Origin of the sequence: Hymenobacter amundsenii (assembly GCF_002204745.1) — a bacterium.
In the GTDB taxonomy this organism is placed as follows: Bacteria; Bacteroidota; Bacteroidia; order Cytophagales; family Hymenobacteraceae; genus Hymenobacter; species Hymenobacter amundsenii.
On sequence record NZ_NIRR01000002.1, the window covers coordinates 1 to 11835 of the forward strand.

The window sequence follows — 11835 nt, forward strand, 5'->3', positions numbered from 1 at the left end:
ACTGCCTTCACCGGTGGGAGAGTCGGTCGCCGCCAACCTTATCTACAAGTCGCCCCGCGGCGTCCAGCGTCCCCACTTGGGGAGCCGGATGCGCGGGGCAACTTGCGTTGATGCCCGCCCCAGTGCCAGGGGAAAAGTGCCAGGGGAACCAGGAGACTAGCCGGGCCTGGGCCCGTCGCGGACCCGCGGTCTGCCGGTGGCCTCACGGCCGGGTCGCTGTTTGGCTTACGCAAGCCCGCAGCCAGTCAGGGCCAACCTGGCCCGCATAAAAGCGCCCCTCCCATAGCTGGAAGGGGCGCTTTGGCTTTGTTCCAATGAGCAGCTATTGTAGGCTAGTGCTCCCCAAATCAGTTACCTGATCATTTGTGACGGTGATGCCGGTGCGGGTGATGCGCTTATAACTAGCTTGGTTGGTGGGCGCAGTTGTGGAAGGGAAGAACTCGACCCGGTAGGTGCCGGAGGGCAACGCGCCCAACTGATAAGCTCCGGCCACATCGGCACTCGTGCTGAAGGTATCTGCCGGGGTGATGGATGAACGGATGGCCAACACTTGAGGAAGGGCTGCGGCCGGCGTTACGGTGCCGCGCAAGCCTCCTTTAATGTCTTGGGCCAGCACCCGAATAACGGGCTTGAGTAGGTAGCGCTCCTTTTTATCGTTGCCGGGCTTCCAGTTGCCCCGCTCCACAACAGACTTAGCTACATCGAAGTCGAGCAGCAACTGGTAGGTGCCGGGTAGCTGATGCAGGCTTTGCTTGCTTAGCTTGAGCTTAACACCTGAACTCTGGCCGCTGGGCGTTTTTAAATCATAGCGCTGTCCATCGCGGCCCACCACGTAGTTGTCGGGCCCTAGCAGCAAGCGAATTTCCTTCAGCTTGCCTGGATCGAAATCGGTGCTCACGAGTAAAGCCGAACGCCCATTCACATAGTCGAGCACGTTGATGGGCTGGGCTTGGAATGGCAGCAACCGCCATCCATCAGGGTCGCCTTCTTCTTTCTGATGAATTTCAATCTGCCGCACATCGAGTACTACGGACTGAAAGTCGCCGGGAGCGTCCTGCAGACGGATTTCCAAGTTATTGGTCGGTAGGTTGTCGTCGGAGTTACCGCTGCTGCACGCGGCCAACGCGAGCGGCGCAACTAACAGGGCGTAGGAGAGTGGGCGTTGAAAGCGCTTCATGCGGCTGAGAGGTAAAGTGAAAAAAAGACTGGTTGTTCTGCACTTACGCGCGAACAACCAGTCTAGTGGCGCAAATAACCGGCCATAAATTGTATTTATGACGGATGATGAAAATTAATCACTCGTCTTGGTTGTATCGGCGGGGGCTTTGGGAGCCGGCTTGACGGGCGCTTTAGGCTTGCCAAACAGATTATTGAGCCCTTTGGTAGCCTGCTCCCGGATTTTGGCCTGGGCTTCGAGCTTCTTCTTTTCTATTTCCTGCTGAGCCCGCGCTTCCAGTTCTTCACGCTTCAACCCCGCTTCCTTCTTCAGGCTATCTTGTGAAAGCAACGCCTTGGCAGCCAACCCGGCTTTCGAGTCGTTGAGCTTACTTTGCACGATGCTCGTGACAAGGCTTTTGGCTACGTCTTTGGCTTGTGACTGCACGCTGCCACTCGTGAGCTTCACCTGGGGGTTGCTGATGGTGCCGCCGATGCTCAGGCCCAGCGTCACGCGTTCGGTGCCCTTGATGTCCTGCACGCCGGTGAGGCGGGTTAGTTGGCTGTTGAGGGCATTGCCGACCTGGCCCGTGGGCACATTTAGGGCCGCCACATATTCGAGGCCACCACTGTCGATGTTATTGGAGCCACCCACCGTCATCTTGATCTGGCCTACAGTCAGATCGAAGGGCTGGACTACGAAATTGCCGTTGATGATTTCGGCGGCGACGTCCTTGTTGGTAACCACAAAATTTTTCAAGTCTTGCAGCTGCGTGAGGGAGCTGATTTTGGTCAGTACCGGCGAACTGGTTACGGCGGCCCTTACAATGTCAAATATCCCCTTGCCCGTGAGCGTGCTATACTTAGGCATCATGTCGTGCCCCATTTCGCCACTCACATTGAAGTTGGTAGAAAAAATTCCTTCTAGGTTGGCTGCCAGCGGCACCAGCGTTTTAATGGAGTTGAAGGCTGCAAAGGCGTTCTGGAAATTCAGGTTCTTAATATTAAGTCCGAAATCGAATTTTGGGTGAGCTAGGTTCTGGCTGCTATACGAGCCGTTGGTGGCGAAGCTGCCGCCCAACGTATTGAACGTAAGGCCTTGGAGGGTGGCAATTTCGTTTCGTACTAGTACCGTACCCTTCACATTGCTGAGCTTGAGGTTGTCGTAGATAACCTGCCCGACATTGGTGTTCATGGTCAGGTCAAATTCCTTCGGAATCTGAAGGACGCCATCGGCTTGGGTGGCGGCGGTGGGCGTTTTGGTGGCAGCCGTTGCCCCGGTGGTGGGCTTGGCGCTTACCTCGTCCACCATCCACTCATTCACATTAAAACGGTTTGAGTTCACCGTCAGGTTGCCGCGCAGGGGCTGGCCCGGCACGAATAGGTAGGCCATGTAGTTGCTGATGGTGCCCGCCGCCGCAATATCCGAGGAACCCACGAAGCCCTTCATGTCACGCAGCACAATCTGGTCGTTGTTGAAGGTGGCCGTGGCCGTGGTTACTTTCATGCCTTGGGGCAAATCGGGACTCTTGTAAGTAATATTGTTTGCTTTCACAGTGCCCGACGCTACTACCGACTGGTAACGACCAGCTTCTATATCGGCCATGTTGCCTTTGGCGGCCACGTTGCCGTTGAGGCGGCCGGTAACCGTCATGCCCTCCAGGGGAAAAATCTTGGTGAGTTTGGTCAGGTCGATGATGCCCTTTACATCAGCATCAAATGCCAGCTTATCCACTCCTTGGGTGGCCACGCGGCCCTCCAGCGGTTCGCCGTCTAGTAGCATCCGGAACTGTGGGATGTTCACGCGGGTATCGTTGATCTGGCCCGTGGGATTCGTGACAGTGCCGTTGAGCGTCAGGTTCTCGATGGGCGCGGGGAACTGCTTGCTCTTCACGTAGCCATTAGTCAGGTTCATTTTCGCCTGAATGACGGGCATGCGGGTGGCCGAGTACACGCCCTTGGCCGTGGCATCCACGAACAGCTTGCCGCGCAACAACAAATCCTGCACGGGGTAAACTTTCAGCATTTCGGCTAAGTCCACGTTGGCCTTCACGCGGCCATCCACCTTCATCGGCTCCAATCCGTCGATGGTCACGTTGCCGTCAATAGGGTTCTTGCCTAGGTCGAGGTGAAACTGCTTCACGTTTACCTTTATATTATTGGTGAAGCCCGAAGGGTTATCCACTACCATGTCTACGTTGATGTTGCGGGCCTGGTCGGGGAGGGAGGGGTACTTGAAGCTGCCGTCCTTGATTTGCAGGTTCACACCGTAGCCGGGCATTTGCAGGGCGTTCTGCACCCCCTTGTAGTAGCCCTCAAAGGCCACCTTGCCATCGGCCTTGATGTCCTTAAACTGTGCGTTGTACGCACCGGGTACCAGGCTTAGGATGTTCTTGAAATCGGTTTCGAGGGCTTTAAAGGTCAGATCGTAGGTGATGTCGGTGGCGTTGGGCAGGCCGATGGTGCCCTGGAAGGTGGCCGGAAAATCGTTGAGCTTCACCTTGTTCTCCTTGAAGGTGAAGAGCATCTTTTCCAGGTTCATGGCTACCGTCACGTCGGCGTCGAGCTTCTTATTGCTCACGTATTGTACGCCGTCGTAGCTCAGCGAGGCACTTTCAGCCGTCGTCTGGCTCACCATATCGAAGATGTTCTGCTCGAAATCGCCCGAGCCAATATGGTTGATGCCCTGGAGCTCCATGCCGAACGGGATGCTACGGTCGTCGTAGCGCAGGCGGCCATCGTTTATTTTCCAGCCCTTAATGGCCAAGCTCACGGCCGTAGTGTCTTGGCCTTTGGTAGCAGCGGCCGAGTCGGATACGAATATGTCCCAGTTGGCCCGTCCGCTTTTAAGCACTTTAATGCTGATGTCGGGCTCTTCTAGCACCACGCTATTGATCTTCATCTGGTCGCCGCTGATAACGCTCATCAGATTCAAGCCCACCCGCATTTCGGGCAGGTAGGCCAGCGTGTCGCGCGAGAACGAATCCTGGCCGATGATACGGAGCTGGTTGATGCGCAGGGCCAGGTCAGGGAAGGTGCTGAGTAGCGTTACGTCGACGTTGGCCGGGTCGTACTGCACGTCGGCCCGTACGCGCTGGGCCAACTGCTGATCGAACGCCGCTTTAATTTTATCTTTGAACAGTAGCGGGGCCAACGCCAGGGCGGCCAGCACCACTACCAGGAAAATCCCGAGTCCGACAAAAAAATTACGCATAATAAAGAGAAAGAAAGAGAGTAAAATCTGGTTGCTTGGCTGAACATCAAAACGCTCAGGGAGCCAACCAGCAAGGGTAAAAGTAGTCAGAAACCCCACCGTACGCCGGGAGCAGGACGTTGGTCAAGGCCAACGAGGATGCCTGCCGGGCAGTCCGAAGTAGTCTGGTGCCGAACCTAAGCGGGGCAATGAATAAAGAAAACAGCATTTTTAAGTTTCTACGGGCCGGGCCAGCGTACCAAACGCCTGCGCCGGGTCGTTAGTACCCTAGGTATGCGACGCACATGGTTCCGTAATACGATTACTACCGGCCGGCTAGCTTTCTGCCCGGGCCGATGGGCGGCTGCGGCCGCCTTGTGCTTGGTAGCCAAGGCTCCGGCTGTCGCCCAGGATCTGTATTTCGCCCAACCTTACGCCAACCGGATGCAGCTCAACCCCGCCTACGCCGGCCAACTCGACGATTACAGTATCACGCTCAGCTACCGCAATCAGTTCCCTACCCTTGCTGGCACGTTCCAAACTACTCAACTGGCAGCCGATTACCGCTTTCGCGACCAGCACAGCACCGTGGGCCTGCTCATCAGCCAGGATAGGTCGGGGGCCGTGGGCTATACCCGCCTCGAAGCGGGCGGCGTGTATGCTTACCATGTGCGGCTGGGGCAGGCACTGGGCCTGAGTGGGGGCGCATCGCTGAGCTACGGCCGCCAGCGGGTTAGCTACGGCAACCTCGTGTTCGGCGACCAGCTCTCCGACGATGGGCAGGTGCGCGACCTCAGCCAGGAAGCCACTGACTATCTTCCCGTAAACTACCTAACTGCCGGGGGGGGGGGCGCTACTTTACGGCCCACAATTCTGGTTTGGGGCTTCTGCCCACCATCTCAACCAGCCCAACTTGGGCTTTATCACCCAAACCCAGCTACCGTTGCGCCTGAACCTGCACGGGGGATACAAGGTGTATTTTGCGCGCACAAACAATGTGCGCGAACAACGCGAAACTAGCTTGGCCCCGACGGCCAGCTACACCCGCCAGGGCGGGTCGCAACGGGCGGAGGCTGGATTGTACTTTACCACGACTCCGCTGACGCTCGGGGCCGTATATCGGGGTGTGCCGCTACCTGGTGCGCCCCAGCCCCAGCAGGTCCTCACGGCGCTGGCTGGCCTGAGCGTGGGCAGTTTTCGGCTCGGTTATAGCTACGATATCAGCCTTAGTCAGTTCAGTGCCGATTTAGGTGGGGCCCACGAACTTTCCTTGACCCTGCGGGAGTTTGATTCGTTGGAGGCTGCCTGGCGCCGATTGAAACGGCGGAATTACCCGAAGATTCCTTGTCCCTCGTTTTAATTTTTTGTATTATTGCAGCTGACTTGCCTTGTCTAAACGCTTTTCTAACAGGTAGTTTCAACTTGATCATGAATTTTTCCAAGTACCTGCGCTTTGCTGTAGTAGGAGCCTGCACGCTGGCTGCCTGTAAGAGCGGCCCCCCCACGGCTACTAAGCCGGGTAAGTACAGCTCCACCACAGGTATTGAGTACAATACCGAGGAGGGCATGAAGGTGTCTGACTATCAGGGTATCCCCGACGGTCCGGGACTGGTATTCATCGAAGGTGGCCGCACCGTGTTGGGCTCTGCCGAGGAGGACGTAGCCATGACCCACGACAACCTGGAACGGACCGTGACGCTGGCCTCCTTCTATATGGATGAAGCCGAGGTGGCCAACATCCACTGGCTCGAATATCTGCACTATGTGCGCAAGGATTCGGCCGAGGAGTTTTATATGTCGGCGCTGCCCGATACCACCGTATGGGCCCGGGAGCTGTCGTTTAACGACCCCTACGTGGATTACTACCTGCGTTACCCCGGTTTCCGCTACTTCCCAGTGGTGGGCGTGAGCTGGTTGCAAGCCAACGATTTCTGCACCTGGCGCACCGCGAAGGTAAACGAAGGGCTGGCCGGTGAGGCCGACAACGGCGGTAGCACCAAGAAAAAAGGTCTGTTCAGCCGGAAGAACAAAGGCGGCGATGCGGCCGAAGGAACTTCCGACAATGGCGGCAACAAAATTTCCATCGAGAACGGTAACACCCTGCCTAACTACCGCCTGCCCACCGAGGCTGAGTGGGAGTACGCAGCCCAAGCCCTGATCGGAACCCAGGAAACTGGCAACGAAAACCAGGAAAACAAGCGCATTTATCCTTGGGATGGCCGGCAGGTACGGAATCCTTACGGTAAGAAGCAGGGCCAGTTCTTGGCTAACTTCAAGCGTGGCCGCGGTGACTATGCCGGTATTGCCGGCTCGCTCAACGACGGGGCCATGATTACGGAGTACATCTACTCGTACCCACCTAACGATTACGGCCTCTACAACATGGCCGGCAACGTGAACGAGTGGGTGCAGGATATCTACCGTCCACTTTCCTACGAAGACGTGGAGGATTTGAACCCCTTCCGCCGCAACGGCTACCTCGATCCATCGGAGAAGTACGACAAGAAAGGTTACCAGTCGCTGATTGACGACCACGTACGCGTCTACAAAGGCGGTTCGTGGCGCGATGTGGCCTACTGGCTCTCGCCCGGTACGCGCCGCTTCATGGCCGAAGACTCGGCCACGGCAACCATCGGTTTCCGTTGCGCCATGATCAACGCCGGTTCTAACCGTTAATCAGATCACGGATTAGCGCGGATTTTAACGGATTTCACGGTTTTGTAGTCGATCAAAAACGTAAAAGCACCTCAATCGAGGTGGCTTTTACGTTTGCTGCCGGCGAAGGAAGGCCAGCAGGGCCAATTACAAAATCCGTGAAATCCGTTAAACCCGCGCTAATTCGTGATCAGGCGACGGCGATGGTGGCGATGCTGACATGACGGGCTCCTGCGGCGAGTAGCACGGCGGCGCAGGCTTCCAACGTAGCTCCGGTAGTGAGTACGTCATCGACGACCAGCACATGTTGGCCGGCGAAAAGGTCGGGGCGGGCGGCCTCGAACACGGTGGCGACGTTTTGCCAGCGTTGGAAGCGCGTCTTGCGGGTTTGCGAATTGGTGTGGGCGGTGCGGCGCAGAGCGTCGGGGTACCACGGGCAGGTTAGGCCGGTGGCCAGACCCTCGGCGAAGCTATCGGCTTGGTTGTAGCCGCGGCTGGCCAGCTTGCGCGGGTGCAGCGGCACGGGCACTACCAGATCGAAGGTGGCGGCGTAGCCGGTTTCGAGTAGCTCCTGCCCGTACCAGCGGCCCAGTACCCGGCCTACCTCCTGCTGGTTGCCATACTTGAGCTGGTGAAGCAAATGCTGTACCCGGCCGTGCTTCTGGAAAGTGAGGTAACCCAGGGCGTGGGCGATAGGCAGCTTGCCCCAGAACCGGCGGGCCAAGGGGTTAGCGGCGGGGGCGAGGCGGTGGTAGTCGGTGTAGGGCAACTGCGCCCGGCAGTCGGTGCAGACGTGGTCTTCGCCCCGGGCCAGTGGCTCCTGGCAAGCCAGGCATACCCGCGGAAACAGCAGGCCCACGAAATCGGAAAACATAGCGGGTAAGGGCATAGCGGAACAGGAAACAGGTATTGGGAAGCAGTGGCCGTGGACGCTGGTGAACTTCTCCCTAATTTTAGGTTTTAAACCCGAATTTCAGCTGCGCCCCGCCCGTAATTTATGCCGGGTGGCCGGAAGCAGTTCCTCTTCTCTTTACTTGCCTACTCATGAGCCTCGTAACCGAATTTAACGATTACCGCCAGCGGATGAATGAGAAAATCCTGGCGGCCGATAACAAGGTCATCAAGCGGTTTTTCAATCTCGACACCAACACCTACCAGGAGGGCGCCCTGGATGTGAAAACCAAGGAACTGCTGGGCCTGTCGTGCTCGATGGTACTGCGCTGCGACGACTGCATCAAGTACCACCTGGGCAAGTGCTACGAGGAGAACGTGAGCGAGGCGGAAATCTACGAGGTGTTCGCCATTGCCAACCTGATCGGGGGCAGCATCGTGATTCCGCACTTCCGCCGGGCCGTGGAGTACTGGGAGGCCCTCAAAGAGGAATCGGTGACCCCGCCCTCTGTACACCCCCACGAGGCATAACCATGCTCGACCCCCAGGAAACCGAGGCCCAGTTCGAGCACCGTTGGTGGGAGCTGATGAACGAGATGCGGACCCGCTTCGGCAAGAAACCCGACCTCAACGCCCTGCTGTTGCTGATTGGCGTGCAGGAGTTAGGCCAGGGCGCGGGCCCGTTCACCAAAGAGCAGAAGCAGGACTTGATGCACATTGCCACCTGCCGGCTGTTCAGCATTTCGGGCTATTACGAGCTGGAGCGCGTGGATGAGGAGGGCTGGCCCCATTACCAGTTGTCGCAGGCACTGCCCTTCTCCAACCTCAAGGAGCAGGAGCGGATGCTTAAGTGGCACGTGCTAGAGTACTTCGACGAGCAGAACGCGGAGGAGTAGCGCCTGACGTTTACATCATGCAACGCAAAACGAAGTTGCTCAGCCGCCAGGACCGGAGCGCAAGGCAGATGCTTGGCGCTCCGGTCCTGGCGGCTATTTATTTTGACAATTACCGAACATGAATATCATCTCCTACAACCTTAATGGCCTGCGTTCGGCCCTTAGTAAAGGATTGGCCGATTGGGTGGCTGAGGCCCGACCCGACGTGCTTTGCGTGCAGGAAATAAAGGCCGGCCGCGAGGCGCTCGACGTTACCCCGCTTACCGATCTGGGGTACCACGCCTACCTGCATCCGGCCCAGAAGCCCGGCTACAGCGGCGTGGCCATCTTCTCGAAGGAGAAGCCGCGAGCCGTGACTGAAGGCTGCGGGCAGGACCTCTACGATACCGAGGGTCGGGTGCTGCGGCTTGATTTCGAACACTGCTCGGTGCTGAACACCTACATGCCTTCGGGTACAAGCGGGACCGAACGGCAAGCGTTCAAGGTGGAGTGGCTGCACTTTTTCCGGCGCTACGTGCGGGAATTACAAGCCGCCGGAGTACCGCCGCTGGTTATTGCCGGCGACTTCAATTGCTGCCAGACGGAACTCGACCTGCACAACCCCAAGGCCAACCAGAAGAGCCCCGGCTTCACGCCCGAGGAGCGGCAGTGGTTCCGCGATTTTCTGGCCGACGGCTTCACCGACTCGTTCCGCCACCACCACGCCGATGCCCCCCACCGCTATTCCTGGTGGACTTACCGGGCCGGGGCCCGCGCCCGCAACGTGGGCTGGCGCCTCGACCACCTGTTAGTAGACAACTGCCTCACGCCCCACATCCGCCACGCCGACCTGCTTCACGACATCGTGCATTCCGACCACTGCCCGGCGCAGTTGGAGTTGGGGTTTTAGTTGTCAGTTGACACTAACAACCAGCAACCAATCTACCCGCTCACCAATATCATATCGGCCACTTCGCGGCCGGAGGCCAGGGCGGCGTTCAGGGACGGGTAAGCGGCGTAGTCGCCGCAGCGGTAAAGCGTGTTGGTGAGCTTGAGCGATTGGCGGGCGGGTTGGCCAGCGGGGTACTCGGGCAGGGCGTAGGGCAGGGCATAGGTGCGTAGATGTCGCCAGTTAGCCGCCTCGGGACCAAACCAGGCAGCGAGTTCCTGCCGGAGCCGGGCGGTGAGGTCGGCTTCCGACAGGCCATGCTCGCCGTGGGTGCTCACCGATACCAACCGCTGGCCGGTGGGGGCGTAGTCCGGGGCCACATCCGACGGGAAAGCTACATTGTGGGCCAAACTGGTCGGCGCGGCATTGAGGCGCAGCAGCTTATCGGGCCGGCCGGGTACAGTGGGGGCGGCGAAGTAAGTGCAGGTAGTGCGCCGCCAGCTTAGGGCCGTGGGTGCTTCGGCGGCGGGTAGCAGGCGGGCGGCGGCCTCTCCATCAACGGCCACTACCACGGCGGCGGCCTCAATAGTTTCGCCGTTTTGCAGCCGGACAGTAGTGCCCTCAATGGCTGCTACCGGCGTGTGCAGGCGCACGGCCCCGGCCGGCAGGCGGGTGGCAAGCTGCTCGGGAATCTGCTGCATACCGAGGGCCGGCACTACAGCCTCTCCCTCCACAAACTGCTGGAACACGAACTCGAAGAAGTTGGCTGCCGTGCTCAAGCTACGGTCGAGGAACACGCCGCCGAAGAAAGGCCGGAAGAAGTTGTCGATCATTCGCTCGCTCCAGCCGTAGTGGCGCAGGAATTCGAGGGTGCTCTGTTCGTTGGTGGAGTTGCGGCTCAGCAGCTGCCCGCTGGTATAACGCCGCACATGCTGCACGAGGCTCAGAATGCGCAACTTGTCGGGCAGCGTACCGATGCGCGAGGTAAGGGCCGAAAAGGCTGCCGTGGGCTGTTGCAGCGGATTCTGTAAGGTTGTTTGCTTGCCATCGGGCAGCCGGATAACGGCCCCCGAGCGGAAAGCCTGCAAATCGAGGGCACCGTAATCGATGAGGCGCTCCACTTCGGGGTAGCGGGTGAGCAGAACCTGAAATCCCCGGTCGAGCAGAAAACCGTCGTCGGTGTGGTCGGTGCGAACCCGGCCGCCCACGGCGTCGGCAGCTTCGAGCACCAGCACGGGCCGGCCGGCGCGGTGCAGGTAATTGGCGCACGAGAGGCCAGCCATACCGGCGCCGATAATAAGTACGGGCAGTTGCGGGGTAGAATCGGCAGTTGTCATATCAACTCCAAACTGAAAACTAGTGGGAAGGTTGTTTTTGAGAAGCTAACAACCAACGCCATGATGAATAACTCGCTTCCGACTTCTAACTCCTGACTTCTCAAAATAAGGGCTTGCGCTTTTTCATCACCTTGCGGGTTTTCATCGTCCAGAACTCAGCTATGCCGTTACGTTCCAGACGCGCGCGCCACACGCCCATCGGTTGGCCGAGTTGGTAGCCGGTGGCTTGGTCGCGGGGGTATTTCTGTTTGATAAGCGCGTAATCGGCCGCCGCAATATCCTGCCCGACTACGCCGTGGCAGCGCAGGCACAACTGGTCGGAAAGCACCAAGGGGCGCTGGTAGGTGAAAACCTCCTGGCTGGGGCGGGCTACGAGGCGGGTCGTATCGGCCGGGTTTAATGCGTAGGCCGACAGCGTGGCTTGGTTGCTGGGGTTGCGGGGGCGGTTGCTGGCCCGGCTCAACGTGGCCTTGAGCACCCGGGCGAGCGAATCGGTGCGGGGGAGTTGCTCGGGATGGCAGAAAGGCAATGCCGCTGCCACGCCACCTTCGGCCAGCTTTTGGGCCATCACTTGGCGCAGTTCCCGTTCGGCGGTGCGCGTGAGCGAGTCGCCGGCCCAAGCGGTGGCCCGCAGCAAATCGGCGGGCATGATGCGCTTCACCTCCCAGTTGGCCGCTTCCACGGCCAGTTCCTTGGTGTTGCTCAGGTGCTCTACCTGGTCGGAGTTGCAGGCGGTCAGCAGGGGCAGCAGCAAGAGCAGCAGCAGGGCGCGGGGTGGCAGGAGGCGGCGCATGGGCAGGGCAGTTAACGGAATGCTTAAAGATACGACCTATCGGCTCT

General features: G+C 58.9%; 10 protein-coding genes and 1 pseudogene. 6 read left to right on the top strand and 5 right to left on the bottom strand.

Features of this window, described 5'->3' with window-relative positions:
• Positions 1-322: 322 nt before the first annotated feature.
• On the bottom strand, positions 323-1177 hold the full coding sequence (locus CDA63_RS02095; protein WP_088462794.1) for a DUF4382 domain-containing protein: 855 nt from the start codon (positions 1175-1177) through the stop codon (positions 323-325).
• Positions 1178-1291: 114 nt separating this feature from the next.
• Complete coding sequence (locus tag CDA63_RS02100) at positions 1292-4369, bottom strand: AsmA family protein (protein WP_088462795.1); 3078 nt, start codon at positions 4367-4369, stop codon at positions 1292-1294.
• A 273-nt stretch (positions 4370-4642) separates the two neighbouring features.
• Here CDA63_RS02100 and CDA63_RS21520 point away from each other — a divergent pair.
• The 3 genes and pseudogenes from CDA63_RS21520 to gldJ form a co-directional block, all read left to right on the top strand.
• Positions 4643-5101 (top strand): annotated as a pseudogene (locus CDA63_RS21520) (type IX secretion system membrane protein PorP/SprF); the annotation flags it as partial.
• 82 nt (positions 5102-5183) lie between these two features.
• On the top strand, positions 5184-5708 hold the full coding sequence (locus CDA63_RS21525; protein WP_088462797.1) for a PorP/SprF family type IX secretion system membrane protein: 525 nt from the start codon (positions 5184-5186) through the stop codon (positions 5706-5708).
• A gap of 68 nt (positions 5709-5776) precedes the next feature.
• Positions 5777-7024, top strand: coding sequence for a gliding motility lipoprotein GldJ (gldJ, locus tag CDA63_RS02115; RefSeq protein ID WP_199797479.1), 1248 nt, complete (start codon positions 5777-5779; stop codon positions 7022-7024).
• A 169-nt stretch (positions 7025-7193) separates the two neighbouring features.
• Here gldJ and CDA63_RS02120 read toward each other — a convergent pair whose 3' ends face one another.
• On the bottom strand, positions 7194-7892 hold the full coding sequence (locus CDA63_RS02120; protein ID WP_088462798.1) for a ComF family protein: 699 nt from the start codon (positions 7890-7892) through the stop codon (positions 7194-7196).
• Between the two features lie 155 nt (positions 7893-8047).
• Here CDA63_RS02120 and CDA63_RS02125 point away from each other — a divergent pair, with 155 nt between their 5' ends.
• The 3 genes from CDA63_RS02125 to CDA63_RS02135 all read left to right on the top strand — a co-directional run bounded on the left by CDA63_RS02125 (position 8048) and on the right by CDA63_RS02135 (position 9679).
• On the top strand, positions 8048-8425 hold the full coding sequence (locus CDA63_RS02125) for a carboxymuconolactone decarboxylase family protein (RefSeq protein ID WP_088462799.1): 378 nt from the start codon (positions 8048-8050) through the stop codon (positions 8423-8425).
• Positions 8426-8427: 2 nt separating this feature from the next.
• Positions 8428-8790: a hypothetical protein gene (locus CDA63_RS02130; protein ID WP_088462800.1), complete on the top strand. Its 363-nt coding sequence runs from the start codon at positions 8428-8430 to the stop codon at positions 8788-8790.
• 118 nt (positions 8791-8908) lie between these two features.
• Complete coding sequence (locus CDA63_RS02135) at positions 8909-9679, top strand: exodeoxyribonuclease III (RefSeq protein WP_088462801.1); 771 nt, start codon at positions 8909-8911, stop codon at positions 9677-9679.
• Between the two features lie 32 nt (positions 9680-9711).
• On the opposite strand, the gene CDA63_RS02140 is transcribed toward CDA63_RS02135, so the two are convergent.
• Both CDA63_RS02140 and CDA63_RS02145 read right to left on the bottom strand, forming a co-directional pair.
• A complete protein-coding gene (locus CDA63_RS02140) occupies positions 9712-10995 on the bottom strand; it encodes a protoporphyrinogen/coproporphyrinogen oxidase (RefSeq protein ID WP_126546693.1) in 1284 nt (427 codons plus the stop codon).
• A 100-nt stretch (positions 10996-11095) separates the two neighbouring features.
• Entirely contained in the window at positions 11096-11788 is a 693-nt protein-coding gene (locus CDA63_RS02145; protein ID WP_088462802.1) for a c-type heme family protein, read from the bottom strand.
• Between the last annotated feature and the right edge of the window lie 47 nt (positions 11789-11835).